Raw genomic sequence first — 21771 nt, forward strand, 5'->3', positions numbered from 1 at the left:
TCAGTTCGCGTCCTTGGCCGCCGCGGCGGCCAGCGCAGGCTTGCCGCCCGTGCGCTCCAGCGTGGAGATCGCATAGTGCAGCTGGAAATCGGTGATCCCTTCCTTCTTCAGCTCCTCTGCGGAGATCTGGAAGCGCGGATCCTGCTTGGTATCGGTTTCCAGATCCTTGTCCTTGAGCGCGGCATCGTTGATCAAGTGGCCGCGCAGATCGGATTCGCGCACCGCCCGTTCTGCCCTCGCGCGGGCATCGGGATCGGAAAGCTGCGGCACCTTGATATCGGGCACGATCCCGCCTTCCTGCACCGAATGGCCCGAAGGCGTGTAATAACGCGCCGTCGTCAGCTTCACTGCGCTGTCCTTGTCGAGCTGGATGAACGACTGGACCGAGCCCTTGCCGAAGGTGCGCTGGCCCATGATCACCGCGCGGTGCTGATCCTGCAGCGCGCCCGCGACGATCTCGGACGCCGAAGCGGACCCGGCATCGACCAGCACGACTACCGGCAAGCCGCGTGCGGCATCGCCCTTGAACACGGTTTCGGCCCGGTAGAACTGATTCTCGCTGGCCAGCCGCCCGCGCTGCGAGACGATATCGCCATGGTCGAGGAACAGATCGGACAGCGCCACCGCCTCATCGAGCGAACCGCCCGGATTCGAACGCAGATCGAGCACCAGCCCGGTCAGCTTGCCCGAACCCTTGAGGGCCGCCTGCTTCTTGAGGTCGGTAATCGCCCCATGCACATAATTGCCAACATCGCGGGAGAACTCGTTGACGCTGATCACGCCGACATCGTCCTTCAGCTCCCAGGTCACAGGCTTCAGCTCGATCACGCCGCGCGTCACCGTCACGTCGAAAGGCTCGTCGCGGCCGGGACGGTAGATCGTCAGCTTGATCGACGTGCCCGCAGGCCCGCGCATCTGCTCCACGGCCTCGTCCAGATCGCGGTCGTAATAGAGCACGCCGTCGAGGTGCGTGATGTAGTCGCCCGCCTTGAGCCCGGCCTTGTCTGCCGGGCTGCCCTTGAACGGCGAGACGATCTTCACCGCGCCGTCATCCTCCACCACCGAGAGGCCAAGGCCGGTATATTTGCCGTCGATCATCGTCTCCAGCCGCTGCAGCGAGGGGCCGTCGAGATAGTTCGAATGCGGATCGAGGCTTTCCAGCATCCCGTCGATCGCGCCTTTCAGCAGCTTGTCGTCATCCACCGGATCGACGTAGTTCTGCTTGATCAGCTGATAGATGGTGAAGAGCTTGTCGAACTCGTGATTGGCGCGGCCATCAACCGCGGCGAGCCCGGAGGTCGCGGCAGGCAGCACGGCAACGGCTGACACCAGCAGCGCGGCGCGCATCAGGGGTGCGAATTTCATCGGGCGACAGGCCTCTCGTTCTTCACGTCCGGCGCCGAACGCGTAGGAGCGCATGGGGAGCCGGAGGGGTTTTCGGGTGCGATCCTACTCGCCCTTTGCTGCAAACGCCAGCGGCGCCGCGCAAAGAGCCCGGGCGGAATCAGTCGCCGCATCATAGCGAACGGATATATTGCAGGGGATTAACGGGCTCCCCGTTGCGCCGCAGTTCCACCATCACTTCGGGGCTGCCGGGGCCGGTAACGCCGATCGGCGATCCGGCCACGACCGTGTCGCCCACCGTCACATTGAGCCGCGCCAGCCCGGTAACGAGCGAGGTCCAGCCGCCCTCGTGCTCGATGATGACGATGCGGTCATAGCCGCGATAGGGCCCGGCAAAGGCCACCCGGCCCGGAGCGGGCGCCACAGCCTGCGCATTGGCCCGCGCGGCCAGCACCAGCCCGCCGGACCGCGCCTGCCCCGGCGCATCCTCGCCGAAGCCTGTCACCAGCCGCCCGGTGACGGGAAGCATATAGCCCGGCAGCCCTTCCGGCGGCGGCGTGAATTGCGAGGCCGCCACGACTGTCGCATCCTCAGGGCGCGGCGGGCGCATCACCGGGCCGGGCAGCGCGGCCAGTTCGTCGCGCAATTCGCCCTGCTTGCCCATTTCCTCGACCAGTTCGCCAAGGTCACGGGCCTTTTCTGCCAGTGCCAGCGCCCGCTCGCTTTCACGTGCGGCAATGCCGGAGACTTTCCGGCTGGCCAGGCGCTGCCGCGCCTCGATCCCGGCGAGCTTCTTGCGGCGCGCGCGCATCTGGGCCTCGGTCTTGCCCAGATCCGCCGCAGCCGCCTGCGCACTGCGCTCCAGTGCCTGCCCGCGCTCGATCTCGGCGCGCAGGTCCGCCGTGCGCGCCTGTACTTCAGGCAGCACGGTATCGAGCAGTGCACGCATATAAACCACATCGCGCACCGAACCGGGACGCAGCAGCGCCAGCAGCGGCGGGCGCCGCGAAAGCCGCTGCAGCGAGCCGGTAAGCCGGGCGAGCGGCACCTGCTTCGCCGCCAGCTCCGCCCGCAGTTCCGCCCGCTGCGAGGCGATCAGCGTGATCTTCGCCTGCTGCGCGGCCAGCGCAGCCTCGGTTTCCTGAATGCGCGCGGCCACCGCCGCCGCCTCACGCGCGGTCTTTTCCGCCTTGGCTGTGACATCGCGCGCGCGCGCTTCCAGCTTCTCCGCCCGCTTGCGCGCCGCCTCGCCCTCGCGGCGCGCCGTGAGCATGTCTGCCTGCGCCTTGGTGGCATCGGCAGCGGGATCGAGCACCGCCAGCGCCCCCTGCTGCGATACCGCCTGCACGGCCAGCACGGCTCCGGCACAGGCGGCGATCGTCAGGAAAAGGCGGCTGGCAGGCTTCACAGGCCGCTAACTAGGCCAGCGCGCGTTGTGCGCAAAGGGGCTATTTCCAGCCACTACGCGAGCGGCAGGAACAGATCGGTGACAGTCGCGTGTTCCGGCACGTCCGGATAGAGGCCTGCTTCATCCGGGCGAGCCGGACGTGTCGGTTCCGGGCATGCCGACTTTGCGAAAGCGCTCGAATAAGCTACTGTATCTTGGACTAAAATGAGGAGGCGAAATGAAAGCGCAATGCCAGTGCGGCCAGTTGACCGTCGCGCTTCCCGGCGCCGCCTCAACCGTGGTGGCTTGCCATTGCAACGCCTGTCAGCGGCGCAGCGGATCGCCTTTCGGCGTCCTCGCCTACTACCCCGCCGATCAGCTTGCCATCCATGGCGAGGCCACGCGATTCGAACGGCCGACGGACGAGGGCAATCGCTTCGAGACGTTCTTCTGCCCTTCGTGCGGCTCAACCGTTTACGCAAGGGCCAGCAAGCACCCGACCATGATCGGCGTTGCCGTCGGCGCGATTGCCGATCCGGAGTTCCCGGCACCGGCCCGCTCCGTCTGGGAGCAATCGATGCACAGATGGGTGAAGCTGCCCGATGACATCCAGCATTTCCCGAAAGGGCGCGGGTAGACGGTGAATTTCGGCGAATTCCGCTCCAGACGCGCCTACTTTGCAGATCTTCCTGGGCCACCAGCCTCTGATGCAACCGAACCTCGTCTTACGACTTTCGCAAGGACGCCATTACGTCGGACGCTGCGGTTCCAAGCTGCTCGAAACCAAAGCCATTTACGCTGTACTTTCGCGGGGTTGTGGGATGCAAGACTGCGTTCAATTAGAGCTACAATGCGTCCAGCTTCACCTTCCAAAACCAGTTGGCCAGGACGCGGATTACGAGGATCGGGATATTCGAAATGCCATAGCGTGTTGATGTAATGCTCAGTTTTACCGCGGACACGATGACTGCGAAGCAATTGCTTGCTGCTATCTTGGTAGACTTCTTCAATCAGCTGAGCGACCTCGTCTGAACATGCGACACGCCCCGGAGCACCTTTCAGTTCGCAAAGTTGGTGAGCACTTGCCAATGCCGAACCCCACTCACCTTTTTCGTTATGGGTAAGTGGCCCAAGGACAATTCCACCACGAACCAGCCGTTCGCACTGTGAGATCAGGTTCATACTGACCAATTCGGATATTTGAAGCACAGCACTTAACCCACCCGGTGTTGGGTCAGCCGAAATAAGTAGGGAATCCGAGAAGGTCGAGAAATACACGCCGTGGTGTGGATTATAGCAGGGCGTCTCGCGCATAATTTGAAGCGCAATTTGGACAAGCTGAGCCGCAGCTGCATCCCTCTCTGCCAAAGCAACCAGTTCTTTCCAACCGAGGATGTCGAGGAACGCGACTACCTTATGTTTCATCACTCCGCCCGCGTGTTTGTCAGGAGGAAGTTGTATCGACCCATTAGAATATGTCGAGAGGGAGGCATTGCTCCATCAATGGATTGATAGACATCGCGATTTGGCCCCGATGATATCGCACCACTAGCTAGACGATCGCCCTCAAACAAGCCGTTGCTGAAATGTCCGCTCACCTCACATTTCAGCCATTCAAGTTAGCAAAGCCGTTCACCCCGACCGGTGATAGGGATGCCCCGCCAGAATCGCCGTTGCCCGCCACAATTGCTCGGCCAGCATCGCGCGCGCCAGTAAGTGCGGCCAGGTCATCTTGCCGAAGCAGAGCAGGTGATCAGTCTGGGCGCGGGCTTTGTCGCCGTGGCCATCGGCGGCGCCGATCAGGAAGCGGCATTCGCGCACGCCCTCGTCTCGCCAGCGGCCGAGCAGGGCGGCGAATTCCTCCGAGGTCATAGCCTTGCCGCGCTCGTCCAGCAGCACTTCGCGCACCGGGGTCTGCACGGGTGGTGGCACTTTGCCGCCGGTGTCGGGCAGTTCGCTGTGCTTGAACGGCCAGGTGATCCGCTTGGCATAGCGGTCCAGCAGTTCGGCCTCGGGCGAGCGGGCGATCTTTCCGCGGGCGATGATATGAAGCAGCATGTCGGGAGCACGCAGAACGCCACGGCGCTTCTTGCGCGAAAAGTCCTCTCGCTCTGCCCGGCCGCTTCCGGGCCGGGCTGTTCTGTCAACCGGGCTGGCCGCTCAGGCCGCGCCGGAGGGTCCGTCGAAGCCCCACATCCTCTCCAGGTTGTAGAAGCTGCGCACTTCCGGGCGGAAGAGATGGACAATCACGCCGCCGGCATCGACCAGCACCCAGTCGGCCGCGGGCAGACCCTCGATCCGGGGACCGCCGAAGCCGCCCTGTTTGAGCCGCTCGCCGAGTTTCTGCGCCATGGCGGCCACTTGCCGGGTCGAACGGCCCGACGCGATCACCATGTAATCCGCAATGCTGGATTTGCCTTCGAGGTCGATAGTCACGAGATCCTGCGCCTGATCGTCGTCAAGCGACTGCAGGATAAGGGCGAGAAGCGGGTCGTCGCTTTCGACTATCGCCGGGGGCGTGGTGCCGGCCGCGGCCGGCTGTATCTGTGCCTGTGGCATCTTAGTGGGTAACTGCTCCTTTCAGGGATCGCGCCGGGCCAGTGGAAACCACCGCGCCGTTTTCGATCATGTTTGGGGTAAGCCGGATGGGCAGGAAAAAGGCCTCAGGGCCGTTCACGCTGCGGTTCCCGGGATGGGGCGGTGCGTGACAGCGTCCCGGCAGGGCATGGAACGCAAAGCCCGCGTTCCGCTTGTCCGGGCCCAGTCCGGATCGGCCTGGCGTATCGCCGTGGCCGACCGCGTATCGGGGTCGAATCGCAATGTCACTAGCGCAGGTGCGCTCCACCTTTCCGGGCTGCGAAGACTGGCAGGAGGCCTCCGGAATCGCCTCAACCAGGCCATCGCGGGGCTCGCGAGGGCAGCGCCATCATACCCCGGACGGGCAATCACTGCAATCGGCATGAGTTTCGCCATGGCGCGCCAGTCTTTCCACTTGTGGAATTGCGCCAGATTGTCCGCCCCCATCAGCCACACGAAGCGCCGTTTCGGATAGCGCCGCAGCAGCCTGCGCAAGGTATCGACGGTATAGCGGGTGCCCAGTTCGCGCTCGATCGCGGTGACGCGAATGCGCGCACGGCGGGCCTGCCGGCGGGCCGAATTCACCCGCGCGGCGAGCGGCGCCATCCCGGCGGCGGGCTTGAGCGGATTGCCGGGCGAGACCAGCCACCACACCTCGTCGAGCGCCAGCGCATCGATCGCGAACAACGAAATGCGCCGGTGCCCGCCGTGGGCCGGGTTGAAACTGCCGCCGAGGAGCCCGGTCACCGGGCCGCAGCGCCGCCGTGAAGCCATGGCGTTACGGGCGCGTCTGACCGCTGCCGCGCACCAGCCACTTGTACGTCGTCAGCCCTTCGAGCGCGACCGGGCCGCGCGCATGGAGGCGCCCGGTGGCAATGCCGATCTCCGCGCCAAGGCCGAATTCGCCGCCATCGGCGAACTGGCTGGAGGCATTGACCATGACAATGGCGCTGTCGACTTCATTGAGGAAGCGCTCGGCCGCCGCCGGATCTCCGGTGACGATGGCATCGGTGTGGTGCGAGGAATGGGCGGCGATGTGTTCCAGCGCCGCATCGAGCCCGTCCACCACCGCGACCGAGAGCACCGAATCGAGATATTCGGTGTCCCAGTCCGCATCGCTGGCGGGCAGGATGCGCGGATCGAGCGAGCGCGCGCGGGAATCGCCGCGCAGTTCGCACCCGGCATCGAGCAGGCCCGCCACCACCGAGGCGCTTTCGGGGAACTGCGTGTCGATCAGCAGCGTCTCCATCGCCCCGCAAATGCCGGTGCGGCGCATCTTGGCATTGAGCGCGACGCCGCGCGCCATCTCGGGATCGGCGGCGGCATGGATGTAAGTGTGACAGATGCCGTCGAGGTGGGCGAGCACAGGCACCCGGGCATCGGCCTGCACCCGCGCGACGAGGCTCTTGCCCCCGCGCGGCACGATCATGTCGATCAGGCCCACCGCCGTCAGCATGGCACCGACAGCGGCGCGGTCCTGCGTCGGCATGAGCTGGATCGCGGCGGCGGGAAGCCCCGCGCTTTCCAGCCCCTCAGCAAAGGCAGCCGCGATCGCCCGGTTCGAATGCAGCGCCTCGCTGCCGCCGCGCAGCAGCACGGCATTGCCCGAACGCAGGCACAGCGCCGCCGCATCGGCCGTCACATTGGGGCGGCTTTCGTAGATGATGCCGATCAGGCCGATGGGAATGCGCACGCGGCTGAGCTTCAGCCCGTTGGGCCGCTCGCTCTCGGCAATCACCTCGCCCACCGGATCGGGCAGGCTCGCGACCTGCTCCACGGCACCGGCCATGCCGGCCAGCCGCGCGGGATCGAGCCGCAGCCGGTCAAGCATGGCGCCGGTCAGCCCCTTGGCCTCACCCGCCGCCACATCGCGCGCATTGGCCTCCAGAATGGCTGGTTCAGCCGCCCGAAGCACGCCAGCCACGGCGCGCAGGGCTTCCGCCTTCTGTGCGTCAGTGAGCCGCGCCAGAACGCGCTGTGCGGCGCGGCCATCACGGGCAAGACGCGCGACCAGATCTTCAGGCGATTCGCCGGCTGCACCGGCAGGCCGGTCAGCAACAGGGGCAGTCTGTACAGTCATGGCGCCCGACTACCACCGAAGCGCGCGATTGTCACCGTTTCCTGCGGTTTCCGCCGCCTGTGCCTGCCAGGCAACACCAGCGGTGATAATTGCAACATACTCCATTCTACAGTAGTTTTCATTTGACATAGACCCGTCACGCACCTCGGCCGGGTCAAGAAGTTCCTTCAGCTCATCGCACTACAGGGTCGGTTCACCCCGATTCAGCAAGGGTTCACGATAAGCTGATTCGCCTTACCCCCCCTTCCCTGCTAGCTCACCGGCCCGGGAATGAGATCGAAAAATCAAGCGGGGTCGTTTTGAAGCTGACATTCTCCGGGGCGTGGCTTTCACGCTTGCGGGCTATGTTTCCCGATCGCGAGTTCATCATGCGGTCGCAGGGACAGGTTCGTTTTATCCAAATCTCGTCTCGCGTGCAGATGGCCGCGGCGGGAGCCGCCACCGCGCTCCTGACGGTCTGGCTCGGAACGATGGGCGCCGCCGCTGTCGCCAAAGTCTACGCCAGCCATGAACAGGCCGTGCTGCTGAACCGCGAAGCCGCCGTCGCCAAGTCCGAAAGCCGCGTTCAGGCCTATCGCGACAACATCAGCGAAACGACCGCCGATCTCGCCCGCCGCCAGAAATTCATCGAACAGATGGTAGAGGCCCATATCGGCGGCCTCCCCGACGACAAGAAGGCCGGTGAAACCGTTTCCGACAGTTCCGGCGAAGCGGCCAAGACGGTGCGCAAGGTCAGCGAAGTCCTGCCCGAAGCGCGTGGCCTCGCCCAGATCGAAGCTGAACAGCTCGCCTTCGTCGAACGCCTGACCCGCTATGCGGACCGCCGCTCGGCCAGCGCCAGCGCCGCGATCCGCAAGCTGGGCCTCAATCCCAATGCCATCATCGCCGGTTCGAACGGCGCCGAGGGTGGCCCGCTGATGCGCCTTGCCACCTCGGCCGACGGCAGTCTCGATCCGCGCTTCCAGCGCATGGGCATGAGCCTGGCCCGCATGGATGCGCTGGAAAACGGCCTGGCCTCTATCCCGCAGGTCAGCCCGGCGCATGTCGCCTACGTTTCTTCAAGCTACGGCTATCGCCGCGATCCGTTCACCGGCGGCGCCGCGTTCCATGCCGGGCTCGACTTTCCCGGCCCGCGCGGCTCGGCGATCTACGCCGCCGCCAAAGGCACCGTCAGCTTCGTCGGCCGCCGTCACGGCTACGGCAACTGCATCGAGATCAACCATGGCAACGGGCTGATGACCCGCTACGCCCACCTTTCCGGCTTCAAGAAGACCCACGTTGGCGAACACGTCGATGCCGGGACGGTGATCGGCGCGATGGGCAGCACCGGGCGCTCCACCGGCCCGCACCTCCATTTCGAGGTCCGCATTCACGGCCGCCCGGTCAACCCGCGTCCCTTCCTTGAAGCCAACCGAAATGTTCAGCAAAAAGACTCCTGATATGGCCCGGACTCCCGCCGCTCCCCGCCCCGCAGGCACTTCCACGTTCTCGATGCTGGGGGCCGATACGGTCATCACCGGCAATATCGAGGCGACGGCCGATCTGCATATCGATGGCCGCATCGATGGCGACATCGCCTGCAACGCCCTGGTGCAGGGTGAGGAAAGCCAGATCACCGGCGGCATCCGCGCGGAAACCGTGCGCGTGGCCGGACTGGTGCGCGGAACGATCGCCGCGCGCGAAGTGGTTATCCTCAGAACCGCGCGGATCGAGGGCGATGTCGCTTACGACACGCTCACCATCGAGCAAGGCGCGCGCCTCGAAGGGCACCTCAGCCCCAACGGCGGCCAGACCCCGCCCGCCATGGCCCAGCTTCCCAAGGCCAGCAGCGAAGCCGAACTGGTGCTCGCTTCGGAGTAAAATCCGGCAGGCTGCGAATTCGCCTGCCTGCCGCCTCGGCCCCGTTGCGCTTCGCCGGAAGACCCGGCACTATTTCCGCATGATCCGGAAGGCCCCTCTGTGTCTGACACGTGCCGCAATCGTGGCCCTGGCCGTACAGGCGGGTTCCGTCAGCCCTTCATTCGCGGGAGAACGCAGCTTGGAACGCACGGCAACAGGTGAATTCGACATCCGGCTTACGCCGATGGAAGCCTCCGAATCCACTGTCGGCAGCATGGCCATTGCCAAGACGTTCCATGGCGGTCTGACCGGCACCAGCACGGGGCAGATGCTCGCCGTGCGCACCGGCGTCGAGGACTCAGCCGGCTACGTCGCGATGGAGCGCGTTTCGGGCACGCTCGATGGCAGGACGGGCACTTTTGCCCTCCAGCACAGCGGCACGATGGACAATGGCGTGCAGACGCAATCGGTAACGGTAGTGCCGGATTCGGGGACCGGCAGCCTGACTGGCATTACCGGATCAATGACAATCACGGTCGCAGAGGGAAAGCACTCGTACAGCTTTCGCTATGCGCTCCCGCCGGTCAAACCGTAGGCCCCCTCAGACCGTGAAGCTTTCGCCGCAACCGCAGGCGCCCTTGGCATTGGGATTGTCAAACACGAAACCGGCGGTGAAATCGTCTTCCTGCCAGTCCATGGTGCTGCCGATCAGATAGAGCACCGACGCGCCATCGATGTAGAACGTGCCGCCGGGGGTTTCGATCTTCTCGTCGAACTTGGCTTCCTCAGTCACGTAATCGACCGAATAGGCCAAACCCGAGCAGCCGCGCTGCGGAGTCGAGAGCTTGACGCCGATGGCCTCTTGCGGGGCCATGCTCATCAGCTTGGCAATGCGCGCTTCGGCGGCGGGAGTCAGCACGACGGCTGCGGGGCGTTCGCGGGTTGCAGTGGTCATAATTTCTTTTCCCAGAACTGCGCGGTCCCGGCTTCGGGATCGAGCGCGTAGTTTCCGTAGCCAAGCGCGGCGTAGAGCCCCTTGGCGCGCGCATTACCGCTTAGCACTTCCAGCGTGATCTTGCAGGCGCCGCGCGCACGCGCCTCTTCTTCCACGGCCTGCATCAGCGCGCGGCCCACGCCCTTGCCACGCAGGTCCGGCTTCACCGCCAGATCGTGGATATTGATCAGCGGACGCGCAGCGAACGTGGAAAACCCGGTAAAGCAATTGGCCAGCCCTACCGCTTCATCGCCATCGAAGGCGAGCAACGAAAAGGCGCCGGGGAACGCATCAAGCGCACTGATCAGCCGTTCGCGCGCCGCGGGATCGAGCGGCGCGCCGCCGCCCATCGGGTCGCGCGCATAGACATCGAGCATCGCCACAACGGCTTCGGCATCGGGCGCATAGCCATAGTCGGCCTGCCGCACTGTCACGGCCAGGGTATCAAGGGCAGCGGTTTCGTTCACAGCATGCCCAGTTCCAGCTTCGCCTCGTCGGACATCTTGGCCATGTCCCACGGCGGATCCCAGACAAGGCTCACCTCGCTGTCCCGCACGCCCGGCACGGCGGCGATGCGCAGTTCCACTTCGCCCGGCATCGATTCGGCCACCGGGCAATGCGGTGTCGTCAGCGTCATCGTCACCGTCACCGAAGCTTCCGGCGAGACATCGACGCCGTAGATCAGGCCGAGATCGTAGATATTCACCGGGATTTCCGGGTCGAAAATCTCCTTCAGCGCGCTGATCACGCCTTCGTAGATCGCTCCGCCCGGCGCGCCGGGATCGGTCCCTTGCGGCTTTTCGGCGAGGAAACCATCAAGATAGTCACGCTTGCGCTCCAGCTTTTCGGCCGGGGTTTCCGCGTCTTCCACGCGCGCGCGCTGCGGCGGGTCAGCCGATTCGACTTCCTCGATCTCGAATTTGCGCGGTTCGTCGTTCATCCGAAGATTCTCCTGGTGCGCTCGATCCCTTTCAGGAGGGCCTCAATATCGCTTTCATCACTGTAAAGGCCAAAGCTGGCCCGGGCGGTGGCGGGAACGCCAAGGTGGTCCATCAGCGGCTGCGCGCAATGGTGGCCCGCCCGGATCGCGACCCTTTGCCCATCCGGACCTTCCTCGTCCAATATGGTGCCGAGGTCGTGCGGGTGAACCCCGTCGATCGCGAAACTGACGATTCCCACCGAATCTTCAGGGCCGAACACCGTCACATCGTTGCGCTTGCGCAGTACATCACGCAGCTTGGCCGCCAGTTCGCGTTCGTGCCGTTCGGCCCGGTCGAGCCCGACGCCGGCCAGCCAGTCCATCGCGGCAGCCATGCCCAGCGCCTCGACGATCATCGGCGTGCCCGCCTCGAAGCGCTGCGGCGCGGGGGCGAAAGTCGTTTTCTCGAACGTCACCCGGTCGATCATCGCGCCGCCGCCCTGCCAGGGCGGCATGGCATCGAGGAGCGCCTTGCGCGCCCAGAGCGCACCAATCCCGGTGGGGCCATAGAGCTTGTGCGCCGAGAACACGTAGAAATCGCAATCGAGCGCGGCCATGTCGAGCGCGATGCGCGGCGCGGCCTGGCATCCGTCGATCAGCAGCAGCGCGCCCACACCATGCGCCAGATCCGCCGCGCGGCGCACATCGAGCACGCCACCCAGCACGTTCGAGACATGCGCGAAGGCCACCAGCTTGTGCGCGGGCGTGAGCATGGCTTCGGCGGCATCGAGATCGATCGCGCCTTCCGCCGTCAGCGGGCAAACATCGATCTCCACGCCCGTCCGCTCGCGCAGGAGCTGCCAGGGCACGATGTTGGAGTGATGCTCCAGCATGGAAACCAGAATGCGGTCCCCCGCCTTGAGGTTCGCCACGCCCCAGGTCTGCGCCACGAGATTGATCGCCTCGGTCGCGCCGCGGGTGAAGACGATCTCCTCTTCCGCCCCGCCCACGAATGCGGCACTGCGGCGGCGGGCGCTCTCGAACGCCAGCGTCATTTCGGCCGAGCGGGCATAGACACCGCGATGCACAGTCGCATAGTCGCGGCCCAGCGCATTCACGGTGGCATCGATCACAGCCTGCGGCTTCTGCGCGGTGGCGGCGGTATCGAGGTAATGCCAGCCGTCCGAGAGGCCGGGGAATTCGTCCTTCAGCGTCAGCGTCGCAGTCGTCACAGCCCGGCCTCCACCAGCTTGGCCAGCCGCTCCAGCGCGGCGGTATCGAGAGCCTCTTCCTCCGGCGCCCCGGCAAAAGCCTCGGCAATGAAGGCCTGCAGCATCAGCTTCTTGGCCTGGGCAGGCGGCAGCCCGCGCGACATCAGGTAGAACAGCCCTTCGTCGTCCAGCTCGCCCACCGCGCAGCCGTGCGCCGCCTTGACGTCATCGGCGTAGATTTCGAGTTCGGGCCGCGCATTGGCCGTCGCCGTTCGGTCGAGCAGCATGGCCCGCACCGACTGTTCGGCATCGGTCCCGTCCGCGCCGCGATCGACGGCGATGCAGCCAAGATAAGTCCCGGTGGAATAGCCCGCGAGCACGGTGCGCACGATCTGGCTGGACGTGGCGTTCTCGCCCGCATGGCGGACCTTGGTGACGAGTTCCAGCATCTCCTTGCCCGTCGCGAGCTGCGCCGCCCCCAGCGTGAAATCGGCACCTTCGGCCAGCGTCACATCGACGGCGATGCGGCCATAGCCGGGCCCGGCGGTCAGCACGCGCAGATCGAACTTCGCGCCTTTCTCCAGCCGGATATCGAGATGGCGCACGACGGCGCCCTCGCCCAGCTCGATCACCTGGCTCGATTCTTCCCGCCCGGCGGCGATGACGATTTCCTCGCGCAGCACGGGCCAGACGGTGCCGAGCGCCTCGATATCCGCGTACCGGAAATCCTCGTCCTTGCGGGTGGGGAGCGTGAGTTCGACGTTCATATCCGGTCCTCCCTGCCGTGCGAAAGGGAGGCAGCGCCCATCAGGCCACTGCCTCGTAGCCCTGCTCTTCCAGTTCCAGCGCCAGTTCGGGGCCGCCCGACTTGACGATGCGCCCACCCGCGAGGACGTGGACGAAATCCGGCTTCACGTAATCGAGCAGCCGCTGGTAGTGGGTGATCAGCAGCACCGCCTTGTCCGGCGCGCGCATGATCGAATTGATGCCCTCGCCGCAGATGCGCAGCGCATCGATGTCCAGGCCGGAGTCGGTCTCGTCGAGGATCGCCAGCTTGGGATCGAGGATGCCCATCTGCACCATCTCGGCGCGCTTCTTCTCACCGCCCGAGAAACCGACGTTCACCGGCCGCTTGAGCATGTCCATGTCCATCTTGAGCAGCCCCGCCTTCTCCTTGGCGAGCTTGAGGAATTCGCCGCCCGAATAGGGCTCCTCGCCGCGCCCCTTGCGCTGGGCATTGGCCGCCTCGCGCAGGAACTGGACGAAGGACACGCCGGGAATCTCGACCGGGTACTGGAAGCCGAGGAACAGGCCGAGCGCGGCGCGCTCGTGCGGTTCGAGTTCCATCAGATCCTGCCCCATGAACTCGACGGAGCCGCCGGTCACGGTGTAGCCGGGCCGTCCGCCCAGCACATAGCCGGTGGTGGACTTGCCCGCGCCGTTGGGGCCCATGATCGCATGGATCTCGCCCGGATTGATCGTTAGCGAGAGGCCCTTGAGAATGGGCTTTTCGCCAACGGAGGCCTGGAGGTTATCGATCTTGAGCAGAGTCATACTTCGGCATCCTCAAACGTGGGGACGGGAGCATTCGCGGCCGGTCCACGGCGGGCGGCGCGCTTGTCGAACGGCTGATTCACTTCGGCGTTGATCGCTTTCACCACGGCATCGGTATCGGCCAGCACATCGGCCTCGCCGAAACGCAGCACGCGAATGCCGACGTCGGTGAGTTTCTTGTCCTGCAGCGCATCGACTTCCGGATTGGCACCTTCGGGCGAAAGCGAAACCACGATCCAGCGCGAGGGGCAGGCGAAGTCGGCAATCACCGAGCCGACCACCGACTGGCGCATGAACCTCACCCCGCCCAGCCGCGAGCCGGACAGCTCGGCCCAGAGCGCCTTCTGCGCTTCGGTGGGATGGCGGCGCTGCTCGCGCGCACGTTCCTTGAGCGTTTCAAGGCGGGCGCCGGTCACATTGAACCCTGCACGGGCATCGGCCTTGGGCGCGGCGGCGCGGCTGATGCCAAGGGTTTTACGAGCGGCGGTCATTCAAAATTTCCTTCTACGTCTTCACAAAGCCCCTCCCCTTCAGGGGAGGGGTTGGGGTGGGGGCTCTCCCACCGGTCTGGCCGGGCGTGCAAGGCGCCAAGGATGGCAGCCTGAACGCCCTCAATATTGTGCATCACGTCCGGGCTGGTGACGTGCACAACCGCGAACCCCATCCCGTGCAGTGCCGCGTCACGCCTCCGGTCGGAATCGACATCGTGCGTCTCGCCGTCCACTTCGACGATCAGCGCTTTTTGCGGGCACAGGAAATCGGCAATGAACGGCCCCACCTGCGCCTGCCTGCGAAACTTGAAACCGCCAAGCTGCGAGCGGGAGAGCGCCCTCCACAGCCGCTTTTCGGGCTCGGTAGGGTTACGGCGCATTTCGTGAGCGTGGCTTGCAATCTGCGCATTGCGTGCGGCCGATAGCCCCCACCCCTTGCCCCTCCCCTGAAGGGGAGGGGAATTGGTACGCGCCGAGGTTTGTTGAGGGCTCAGGCTCACCCCACGCTCCCTTCAAGACTGATGCCCAGCAGCTTCTGCGCTTCGACGGCGAATTCCATCGGCAGCTGCTGCAGCACCTCTTTGGCGAAGCCATTGACGATCAGCGCCACGGCCTGCTCGGTATCGAGCCCGCGCTGCAAGGCGTAGAAGAGCTGATCGTCGCTGATCTTGCTGGTGGTCGCCTCATGCTCGATCTGCGCGGTGGGGTTCTTCACTTCGATATAGGGCACCGTATGCGCACCGCATTCCTTGCCCAGCAGCAGCGAATCGCACTGGGTGAAATTGCGCACGTTCTCCGCATTGCCGCCCACGCGCACGAGCCCGCGATAGGTGTTGTTCGACTTGCCTGCCGAAATGCCCTTGGAGATGATCGTCGAGCGGCTGCCCTTGCCGTTGTGGATCATCTTCGTGCCGGTATCGGCCTGCTGGTAATTGTTGGTGACGGCGACCGAGTAGAACTCGCCCACCGAATCCTCGCCATTGAGGACGCACGAGGGGTACTTCCAGGTGATGGCCGAGCCGGTTTCCACTTGCGTCCACGAAATCTTCGAGCGCGCGCCCTGGCACAGCCCGCGCTTGGTCACGAAGTTGTAGATGCCGCCCTTGCCTTCCTCGTTGCCGGGATACCAGTTCTGCACCGTGGAATATTTGATCTCAGCATCCTCCAGCGCGACCAGCTCGACCACGGCGGCGTGGAGCTGGTTCTCGTCGCGCTGCGGCGCGGTGCAGCCTTCGAGGTAGGAGACATAGGCCCCCTTGTCGGCCACGATCAGCGTGCGTTCGAACTGGCCGGTATTCTCGGCATTGATGCGGAAATAGGTGCTAAGCTCCATCGGGCAGCGCACGCCCTCAGGCACATAGACGAAAGTACCGTCCGAAAAGACCGCGCAGTTGAGCGCCGCGAAGTAGTTGTCATGCTGCGGCACGACTTTGCCCAGCCACTTCTTCACCAGCTCGGGATATTCGCGAATCGCCTCGGAGATCGAGCGGAAGATCACGCCCGCCTGCTCCAGCTCGGCGCGGAACGTGGTGGCGACCGAAACCGAATCGAACACCGCATCGACCGCAATCTTGCGCGCGCCTTCCACCCCGGCGAGCACTTTCTGCTCCTCCAGCGGAATGCCCAGTTTTTCGTAGACGCGCAGGATCTCGGGATCGACTTCGTCGAGGCTCTTGGGCCCGTCCTTGGCCTTGGGCGCGGCCCAGTAATAGGACTCCTGATAGTCGATCGGCGGAATGCTGAGCTTGGCCCAGTCCGGCGGGGTCATTTCCAGCCAGCGGCGATAGGCCTTGAGCCTCCATTCGAGCATCCACTCCGGCTCGTTCTTCTTGGCGGAGATAAAACGAACCGTGTCTTCCGACAGCCCCTTGGGGCCGAATTCCTGCTCGATATCGGAGGACCAGCCGTGTTCGTAATCGGCCACACGCTCGGCGGCTTCGCGAGCCGCGGCATCACGCTCCTGGGGTACGGTGGGGATGGCTTCTTCCGTCATTCACACTTCCTCGGCAAGCTGAGTCAGCGGCACTTGTGCCAATGCACCGCGCACGGCGGCATTCACTTCCGGCCAGTGGCCACGCACGCTGCAGGCGTCTTCCCGCGCGCATTCGCCCTTGCGGTCCGGGGTGAGACAGCCGGTGAGCGCAATCGGCCCTTCGACAGCCTCGACAATATCGGCCAGCGTGATCGCCGCCGGGGGCCGGGCCAGCTTGAGCCCGCCGCCCACACCGCGCGAAGAGCGCATCAGGCCCGCCGCCGTGAGCTTGCTCACCAGCTTCTGCACGGTCGGCGCCGGCAGCCCGGTTTCTTCCGCCAGCTGCCCGGCAGACACGCGCGCGCCACCACAATGCCGCGCAGCGGCTGACATGATCACGACAGCATAGTCTGCCATACTGGACAGGCGCATAAGATCACTTTCCGGGTCTGGCCGCTGCGGCCGCTAAATCGGATCAATTCCTTCCGATTTATTTACCGCACCACCGGGCCCGTTTCAATGGGTGTTTTTGCAGTGCACCAAAACCCGCCGGAAAATGGCACCCCGGACCAGAAAAAAGGCGGTTTCCGGACAAGCCGGAAACCGCCATCAAGGTAAGTAAGAACTCGTGCGCATCCCGCTACGAGCCCTTCGGGTCGCGGGTTTCGTGTATGCGCCACCCCGGGCGATTTATTGTACAATTGCGACATGCGGCACCTGGCGGACCGGTATGCAACCGATTTTGGTCCCTCCGCGCAGCGAAGTTGTTATGGATAGAAGCAATTGAGCCACAGCCATTCCCGGTTTATGCGCTCGCCTCGTGTTCTATTCGCTCATCCGCCCCGTCCTGTTCCGAATCGATGCCGAAAAGGCCCATGGCCTTGCCATCGCTTCGCTCAAACTGACCGCACCTGGCCGTCCGCCCGCATGCCCTGCGGCGCTTGCCACGCGAGTCGCGGGAATCGATTTTCCCAACCCGGTGGGCATGGCCGCAGGCTTCGACAAGGACGGCGAAGTGCCCGGCGCGCTGCTTGCCCTGGGTTTCGGATTCGCCGAAGTGGGATCGATCACCCCGCTTCCCCAGGCAGGAAACCCAAAACCGCGCCTGTTCCGGCTGGTGGAGGACCGCGCGGTGATCAACCGCATGGGATTCAACAACGGCGGCGCCGAAGCGGCAGCCACGCGACTCGCGGCCCTTGCCGGGGAGCCGGGCTCCAAGGCGAAGCTCCAGACAGACGTGGTCGGCATCAACATCGGCGCCAACAAGGATTCGCCGGACCGGGTGGCGGATTATGCCGCCATGGCCCGCATCATGGCCCCGCTCGCAGGCTATCTGGCCGTCAACATCTCCAGCCCCAATACGCCGGGGCTGCGCGCCCTGCAGGACGAATCGGCGCTGACCGGGCTGCTCGACGCCGTGATCGAAGCGCGCGACTCGGCTTGCGGTCCGGACAAGCGGCCGCCGGTCTTCCTCAAGGTCGCGCCGGATCTGGAACCGGCCGATATCGATGCCATCGCGCGAATCGCCATCGAAAAGCAGCTCGGCGCCCTGATCGTATCCAACACCACGATTTCGCGCCCCCCGCTCGCCTCCGCCCATGCCGGTGAGACCGGCGGCCTTTCCGGCGCCCCCTTGCGCGATCTGGCGCAGCAGCGCCTGCGCGATTTCCGCAAAGCCACCGGCGGTGCGATCCCGCTCGTCGGGGTCGGCGGAATCGCCACGGCACAAGACGCCTGGGCCCGCATCCGCGCCGGGGCCAGCCTCGTCCAGCTCTACAGCGCCATGGTCTACGAAGGGCCCGGCATTGCCCGCAGGATCTGCAAGGGGCTGGCCGGATTGATGGAACGCGACGGTTTCGCTTCCATCGCAGAGGCCGTGGGCACCGAATAGCCCACTCTCCAGACGCCCGCATGAAGCACGGTTGCCGCAACCTTCCGGCGCGCCTAGACGTTTGGCTGTAACACGAAGGCCTCAGGGGCGGGGCCGGTATAGGACACAAACGGGGGAAGGCTGGGGCACCATGGACCTCGCAGATTTCGACAAGTGCAGGAATCTTGTCTCGCTGTTTCTGCAACGCGCCGATGCGCATGGCGAATCGCCCATGCTCTGGGCCAAGCGCGACGGGCAGTGGGTTTCGCTGAACTGGGCCGAAGCCGCCCGCCGCGTCTGCCTGATGGCCGCCTCGCTGCGCCGTCTGGGGCTGCAGGCGGGCGACCGGGTGCTGATCGTTTCGGAAAACCGGCCCGAATGGTGTCTGGCGGATCTGGCGATCATGGCAGCGGGCTGCGTGACCGTGCCTGCCTACACCACGAACACCCCCCGCGATCACATCCACATTCTGGAAAACTCCGGCGCACGCGCGGCCATCGTGTCTTCCGCCAAGCTGGGCAAGGCCCTGCTCCCGGCGATCGTGCAGACGGACATGTGCCGCCATGTCATCACCATGGAGCCACTCAAGCCCCTGCAGGGCGGCGCGTTCGGCGTCCATGACTGGAATGGCCTGCTCGAAGGCGATCCCGTCCTCGCCCGTGCGGAAACCGAAGCCCGGCTGGTGGACATCGGGCGCGACGACCTCGCCTGCATCATCTACACCAGCGGCACTGGCGGCGCCCCGCGCGGCGTGCGCCAGCATCACGGCATGCTGCTGATGAATGTGATGGGCGCGGTCGAGCTCATTTCCCGCGATTTCGGCTGTGACAGGAACGAGACCTTCCTCTCGTTCCTGCCGCTGAGCCATGCCTATGAGCATACCGGCGGCCAGTATTTCCCGATCGGCCTGGGCGCGCAGATCTACTACGCCGAAGGGCTGGACAAGCTGGCCTCCAATATCGAGGAAGTGCGCCCCTCGATCATGGTCGTCGTGCCGCGCCTGTTCGAAGTGCTGCGCACGCGGATCATGAAGCAGATCGACAAGCGGGGCATGATCCCCCGGCACCTGATGGACTGGGCGGTGTCCAGCGCGCTGCGCAAGGAAAGCGGCCACCGCCGCCTGACCGACTACCCGCTGGGCCTGCTGCTCGAACATACCTTGCGGCCCAAGGTGCGCGCCAAGTTCGGCGGACGAATCAAGGCGATGGTTTCGGGCGGCGCACCGCTCAATCCGGAAATCGGCTCCTTCTTCAGCGCCATGGGCCTCACGGTGCTGCAAGGTTACGGCCAGACCGAATCGGGCCCGATCATCAGCTGCAACCGCCCCTCGGCGGGCATCAAGTTCGATACGGTCGGCCCGCCGCTGCGCGGAGTCGATGTGCGCATTGCCGAAGACGGCGAGATTCTCGTGCGCGGCGAACTGGTGATGCACGGTTACTGGCAGAACGAGGCGGCAAGCGCGAATGTCCTGAAATTCGATCCCGAACACCCCGGCACCGGCCCCTGGCTCCATACCGGCGATATCGGCCATATCGACAGCAAGGGCCGCCTCCAGATTACCGACCGCAAGAAGGACATGATCGTCAACGACAAGGGCGACAATGTCTCCCCGCAGCGTGTCGAATCGATGCTCACGCTGCAGCCGGAGATCGCCCAGGCCATGGTCCATGGCGACCGCCGCCCTTACGTCGTCGGCCTGATCGTGCCCGATGCAGACTGGTCCCTGCAGTGGGCGCAGGAGAACGGAGAAACATTCGATTTCAAGGCATTGCAGGCACTTCCTGCTTTCCGCGGCTCTATCCGCAGCGCCATCGACCGGGTCAACGCCGAGCTTTCGATTATCGAGAAAGTCCGACAGTTCGCCTTTGCCGACGAACCGTTCTCGATCGAGAACGAGGAAATGACGCCGAGCCTCAAAATCCGGCGCCACAAGCTCAGGGAACGCTACGGCTCGCGTATCGATGCGCTCTACAAGAGTTAGATAAGTACAACGGCGATCATTGACGTCGGCAAATCAAAGCCGTGTGGGAACGAACGGGCTGTGGCTGAAGCATTCTGTTAGTGAAACCTGGCGTTTATCTATAATTTTCGAGCAAATTTTTCTTTTGTAAAGCAGCCAGCCAGCAAGTAAAAACTATGAAAAGGGCGCCTAGAAATGGAGTGCGTAGAGGATAATCGCCAAGGCTGGAAAGTAACAATATCAAGATTGAGAATGCAACAGCGCGTTGTAAAATGCTCGTTGGCGAAGAAACTGTGAAACTCCGGTATACGGCACGTCCGTACCACACAAGGAAGGCAACCAAAACAAGCAACGACGGAAGGCCGCCAGTTATAGTTAATTCTATGAGATCATTATGCGCATTATTGAAATATGTAGGCTTTAATAAATAATCAGGCTCGAAACTTGCATACACCGGAACAAATGATCCAAATCCAGTCCCGAATGGGAATGTTTGAGATATAATATGAAGAAGAGTAGGTAGAGCTCGCACACGCCCTTCAGTTTCAAGAAAGTTATTATTATGGACAATGCGCATAATCGTCTCGGCTCGATCCGCATTTAGTGCTGCCAATGTGAGGAGGAGTACACCGATCAACAAGCTCACAACGATCAAAATGCGCTGACGTTTTGTCATCAGACGACCAGAACCGTAAGAGGGCTGAACTAGAAAAGCTCCGAGCAACCCGATGATGGTAAGGCCCATGGCAGCCCGCGAACCGAGGACGAGAATATAGACAAAGATAAATGCTGCTGCGCTTATTCCTATAATATTACGTAATTTGCGAGCGGAGCTGCTCTCTTGTGCCTGCAATGCCCATACGCGAAGAAGCGGCAATGCGAGAGTCAGAAAGGCCCCTTGGTGATTACGGTTCGCGAACAGTCCGATCGGTTGCCCTCGTCCACTCACAGAATACCAATAAAAAGAAGAAGATGCACCACCCGCGTACTGCACCAACCCAAGCAACATGCTAAATGCAACGAAGCCCAATATCGGCCATAGCAATGCACGGCGCTGCTGATCGTTCAGGATCAGGAACCCCACCATTGCCGTGAATGGCACCAGAAGCGATATTAAGCTGTTCCAAGTCCGATCTGGCGCAAGGCTTAGTGGATGCCAATCATGGAGGCCATTCAGTGCTGCCGCCACTGCAGCGTATTGGGCCCTCCCTGGGATGCCGTGCCAGAGGGCTGGCGGAAGCGGGATCAGTTGAATTCCAATAGTGATTGCAAAGGCTGCGAACAAGAGTGGAAGCGGCTGGATCTCTGCCCAAGGCAACCGTTTCGCAGATAGAAGCATCGCCATTAGGCATATAACCGTGACCGGCCTCACAAACAACAGCCAGTAAATATCTGGACGAGAAGACCCTCCCCCTAAGGCTGTCACTATAGCGAATACGCTAAATGCCAAGATACATACGCTTGGTACCTTATTTTTCATATGAAGAATAACTTGCTTCACAGAGACCCTTCGCCATCTATTGGTATATTAACATCACCCAGCTTCTATTTTTTCTTTAGTGGATATCCGCCC

Annotated in this window: 24 protein-coding genes; 6 read left to right on the forward strand and 18 right to left on the reverse strand. The window is 63.7% G+C overall.

Annotated features, from left to right (window positions below; all coding sequences use genetic code 11):
- A complete protein-coding gene (locus tag MTR66_RS11550) occupies window positions 1-1365 on the reverse strand; it encodes a S41 family peptidase (protein WP_243921116.1) in 1365 nt (454 codons plus the stop codon).
- Window positions 1366-1516: 151 nt separating this feature from the next.
- The gene (locus tag MTR66_RS11555) at window positions 1517-2752 is read right to left on the reverse strand and encodes a murein hydrolase activator EnvC family protein (protein WP_243921118.1); all 1236 of its coding nucleotides are present in this window, start codon (window positions 2750-2752) and stop codon (window positions 1517-1519) included.
- 217 nt (window positions 2753-2969) lie between these two features.
- On the opposite strand from MTR66_RS11555, the gene MTR66_RS11560 reads away from it, so the two are divergent.
- A complete protein-coding gene (locus MTR66_RS11560; protein WP_243921120.1) occupies window positions 2970-3368 on the forward strand; it encodes a GFA family protein in 399 nt (132 codons plus the stop codon).
- A gap of 35 nt (window positions 3369-3403) precedes the next feature.
- Here MTR66_RS11560 and MTR66_RS11565 read toward each other — a convergent pair whose 3' ends face one another.
- The 5 genes from MTR66_RS11565 to MTR66_RS11585 all read right to left on the reverse strand — a co-directional run bounded on the left by MTR66_RS11565 (window position 3404) and on the right by MTR66_RS11585 (window position 7388).
- On the reverse strand, window positions 3404-4156 hold the full coding sequence (locus MTR66_RS11565; RefSeq protein WP_243921122.1) for a hypothetical protein: 753 nt from the start codon (window positions 4154-4156) through the stop codon (window positions 3404-3406).
- A gap of 207 nt (window positions 4157-4363) precedes the next feature.
- Window positions 4364-4789: a 23S rRNA (pseudouridine(1915)-N(3))-methyltransferase RlmH gene (locus MTR66_RS11570; RefSeq protein ID WP_243921124.1), complete on the reverse strand. Its 426-nt coding sequence runs from the start codon at window positions 4787-4789 to the stop codon at window positions 4364-4366.
- Between the two features lie 102 nt (window positions 4790-4891).
- Window positions 4892-5290 (reverse strand): ribosome silencing factor, encoded by a 399-nt coding sequence (gene rsfS / locus MTR66_RS11575; RefSeq protein ID WP_243921126.1) that lies wholly within the window; start codon window positions 5288-5290, stop codon window positions 4892-4894.
- Window positions 5291-5404: 114 nt separating this feature from the next.
- The gene (locus tag MTR66_RS11580; protein WP_243921129.1) at window positions 5405-6082 is read right to left on the reverse strand and encodes a nicotinate-nucleotide adenylyltransferase; all 678 of its coding nucleotides are present in this window, start codon (window positions 6080-6082) and stop codon (window positions 5405-5407) included.
- Between the two features lie 4 nt (window positions 6083-6086).
- The gene (locus MTR66_RS11585; RefSeq protein WP_243921131.1) at window positions 6087-7388 is read right to left on the reverse strand and encodes a glutamate-5-semialdehyde dehydrogenase; all 1302 of its coding nucleotides are present in this window, start codon (window positions 7386-7388) and stop codon (window positions 6087-6089) included.
- 344 nt (window positions 7389-7732) lie between these two features.
- Between MTR66_RS11585 and MTR66_RS11590 the strand changes: the two genes are divergently transcribed.
- The 3 genes from MTR66_RS11590 (at window position 7733) to MTR66_RS11600 (ending at window position 9822) form a co-directional block, all read left to right on the forward strand.
- The gene (locus tag MTR66_RS11590) at window positions 7733-8827 is read left to right on the forward strand and encodes a M23 family metallopeptidase (RefSeq protein ID WP_407673048.1); all 1095 of its coding nucleotides are present in this window, start codon (window positions 7733-7735) and stop codon (window positions 8825-8827) included.
- Between the two features lies 1 nt (window position 8828).
- On the forward strand, window positions 8829-9248 hold the full coding sequence (locus tag MTR66_RS11595; protein ID WP_243921136.1) for a bactofilin family protein: 420 nt from the start codon (window positions 8829-8831) through the stop codon (window positions 9246-9248).
- A 178-nt stretch (window positions 9249-9426) separates the two neighbouring features.
- Entirely contained in the window at window positions 9427-9822 is a 396-nt protein-coding gene (locus MTR66_RS11600) for a DUF3224 domain-containing protein (protein ID WP_243921139.1), read from the forward strand.
- A gap of 6 nt (window positions 9823-9828) precedes the next feature.
- On the opposite strand, the gene MTR66_RS11605 is transcribed toward MTR66_RS11600, so the two are convergent.
- From MTR66_RS11605 to MTR66_RS11650, 10 genes are read right to left on the reverse strand one after another with little or no spacing between them, the layout of a single operon-like run.
- The gene (locus MTR66_RS11605) at window positions 9829-10182 is read right to left on the reverse strand and encodes a HesB/IscA family protein (RefSeq protein ID WP_243921141.1); all 354 of its coding nucleotides are present in this window, start codon (window positions 10180-10182) and stop codon (window positions 9829-9831) included.
- Entirely contained in the window at window positions 10179-10688 is a 510-nt protein-coding gene (locus tag MTR66_RS11610) for a GNAT family N-acetyltransferase (RefSeq protein ID WP_243921143.1), read from the reverse strand. Before MTR66_RS11610 ends, MTR66_RS11605 begins: the two co-directional genes overlap by 4 nt.
- Complete coding sequence (locus MTR66_RS11615) at window positions 10685-11161, reverse strand: SUF system Fe-S cluster assembly protein (protein WP_243921145.1); 477 nt, start codon at window positions 11159-11161, stop codon at window positions 10685-10687. Before MTR66_RS11615 ends, MTR66_RS11610 begins: the two co-directional genes overlap by 4 nt.
- Complete coding sequence (locus MTR66_RS11620; protein ID WP_243921147.1) at window positions 11158-12372, reverse strand: aminotransferase class V-fold PLP-dependent enzyme; 1215 nt, start codon at window positions 12370-12372, stop codon at window positions 11158-11160. The genes MTR66_RS11615 and MTR66_RS11620 overlap by 4 nt, the downstream gene beginning before the upstream one ends.
- Complete coding sequence (locus MTR66_RS11625; RefSeq protein WP_243921149.1) at window positions 12369-13118, reverse strand: SufD family Fe-S cluster assembly protein; 750 nt, start codon at window positions 13116-13118, stop codon at window positions 12369-12371. The genes MTR66_RS11620 and MTR66_RS11625 overlap by 4 nt, the downstream gene beginning before the upstream one ends.
- Before the next feature lie 40 nt (window positions 13119-13158).
- Window positions 13159-13899: a Fe-S cluster assembly ATPase SufC gene (gene sufC, locus MTR66_RS11630; protein ID WP_243921402.1), complete on the reverse strand. Its 741-nt coding sequence runs from the start codon at window positions 13897-13899 to the stop codon at window positions 13159-13161.
- A 2-nt stretch (window positions 13900-13901) separates the two neighbouring features.
- Window positions 13902-14396, reverse strand: a complete 495-nt coding sequence (locus tag MTR66_RS11635) for an endonuclease domain-containing protein (RefSeq protein WP_243921151.1) — start codon at window positions 14394-14396, stop codon at window positions 13902-13904.
- Window positions 14393-14890: an endonuclease domain-containing protein gene (locus MTR66_RS11640; RefSeq protein WP_268740466.1), complete on the reverse strand. Its 498-nt coding sequence runs from the start codon at window positions 14888-14890 to the stop codon at window positions 14393-14395. Before MTR66_RS11640 ends, MTR66_RS11635 begins: the two co-directional genes overlap by 4 nt.
- Before the next feature lie 2 nt (window positions 14891-14892).
- The gene (gene sufB, locus MTR66_RS11645) at window positions 14893-16389 is read right to left on the reverse strand and encodes a Fe-S cluster assembly protein SufB (protein WP_243921155.1); all 1497 of its coding nucleotides are present in this window, start codon (window positions 16387-16389) and stop codon (window positions 14893-14895) included.
- Window positions 16390-16800, reverse strand: coding sequence for an SUF system Fe-S cluster assembly regulator (locus MTR66_RS11650; protein ID WP_243921157.1), 411 nt, complete (start codon window positions 16798-16800; stop codon window positions 16390-16392). It abuts the gene before it with no gap.
- A gap of 388 nt (window positions 16801-17188) precedes the next feature.
- Here MTR66_RS11650 and MTR66_RS11655 point away from each other — a divergent pair, with 388 nt between their 5' ends.
- Together MTR66_RS11655 and MTR66_RS11660 are read left to right on the forward strand one after the other, a co-directional pair.
- Complete coding sequence (locus MTR66_RS11655) at window positions 17189-18259, forward strand: quinone-dependent dihydroorotate dehydrogenase (RefSeq protein ID WP_243921159.1); 1071 nt, start codon at window positions 17189-17191, stop codon at window positions 18257-18259.
- 130 nt (window positions 18260-18389) lie between these two features.
- A complete protein-coding gene (locus tag MTR66_RS11660; RefSeq protein ID WP_243921161.1) occupies window positions 18390-20219 on the forward strand; it encodes an AMP-dependent synthetase/ligase in 1830 nt (609 codons plus the stop codon).
- Window positions 20220-20313: 94 nt separating this feature from the next.
- Here the strand turns inward: MTR66_RS11660 and MTR66_RS11665 are convergent, their stop codons facing one another.
- Window positions 20314-21678: an O-antigen ligase family protein gene (locus tag MTR66_RS11665; protein WP_243921163.1), complete on the reverse strand. Its 1365-nt coding sequence runs from the start codon at window positions 21676-21678 to the stop codon at window positions 20314-20316.
- Window positions 21679-21771: the final 93 nt, after the last annotated feature.

The organism is Novosphingobium beihaiense (assembly GCF_022832375.1).
In the GTDB taxonomy this organism is placed as follows: domain Bacteria; phylum Pseudomonadota; class Alphaproteobacteria; order Sphingomonadales; family Sphingomonadaceae; genus Novosphingobium; species Novosphingobium beihaiensis.

Coding starts and splice junctions, on each gene's coding strand:
- MTR66_RS11550 (WP_243921116.1), bottom strand. CDS start 1,365: ATGAAATTCGCACCCCTGATGCGCGCCGCGCTGCTGGTGTCAGCCGTT.
- MTR66_RS11560 (WP_243921120.1), top strand. CDS start 2,970: ATGAAAGCGCAATGCCAGTGCGGCCAGTTGACCGTCGCGCTTCCCGGC.
- MTR66_RS11565 (WP_243921122.1), bottom strand. CDS start 4,156: ATGAAACATAAGGTAGTCGCGTTCCTCGACATCCTCGGTTGGAAAGAA.
- MTR66_RS11570 (WP_243921124.1), bottom strand. CDS start 4,789: ATGCTGCTTCATATCATCGCCCGCGGAAAGATCGCCCGCTCGCCCGAG.
- rsfS (WP_243921126.1), bottom strand. CDS start 5,290: ATGCCACAGGCACAGATACAGCCGGCCGCGGCCGGCACCACGCCCCCG.
- MTR66_RS11580 (WP_243921129.1), bottom strand. CDS start 6,082: ATGGCTTCACGGCGGCGCTGCGGCCCGGTGACCGGGCTCCTCGGCGGC.
- MTR66_RS11585 (WP_243921131.1), bottom strand. CDS start 7,388: ATGACTGTACAGACTGCCCCTGTTGCTGACCGGCCTGCCGGTGCAGCC.
- MTR66_RS11590 (WP_407673048.1), top strand. CDS start 7,733: ATGTTTCCCGATCGCGAGTTCATCATGCGGTCGCAGGGACAGGTTCGT.
- MTR66_RS11595 (WP_243921136.1), top strand. CDS start 8,829: ATGGCCCGGACTCCCGCCGCTCCCCGCCCCGCAGGCACTTCCACGTTC.
- MTR66_RS11605 (WP_243921141.1), bottom strand. CDS start 10,182: ATGACCACTGCAACCCGCGAACGCCCCGCAGCCGTCGTGCTGACTCCC.
- MTR66_RS11615 (WP_243921145.1), bottom strand. CDS start 11,161: ATGAACGACGAACCGCGCAAATTCGAGATCGAGGAAGTCGAATCGGCT.
- MTR66_RS11625 (WP_243921149.1), bottom strand. CDS start 13,118: ATGAACGTCGAACTCACGCTCCCCACCCGCAAGGACGAGGATTTCCGG.
- MTR66_RS11635 (WP_243921151.1), bottom strand. CDS start 14,396: ATGACCGCCGCTCGTAAAACCCTTGGCATCAGCCGCGCCGCCGCGCCC.
- sufB (WP_243921155.1), bottom strand. CDS start 16,389: ATGACGGAAGAAGCCATCCCCACCGTACCCCAGGAGCGTGATGCCGCG.
- MTR66_RS11650 (WP_243921157.1), bottom strand. CDS start 16,800: ATGCGCCTGTCCAGTATGGCAGACTATGCTGTCGTGATCATGTCAGCC.
- MTR66_RS11660 (WP_243921161.1), top strand. CDS start 18,390: ATGGACCTCGCAGATTTCGACAAGTGCAGGAATCTTGTCTCGCTGTTT.
- MTR66_RS11665 (WP_243921163.1), bottom strand. CDS start 21,678: ATGAAAAATAAGGTACCAAGCGTATGTATCTTGGCATTTAGCGTATTC.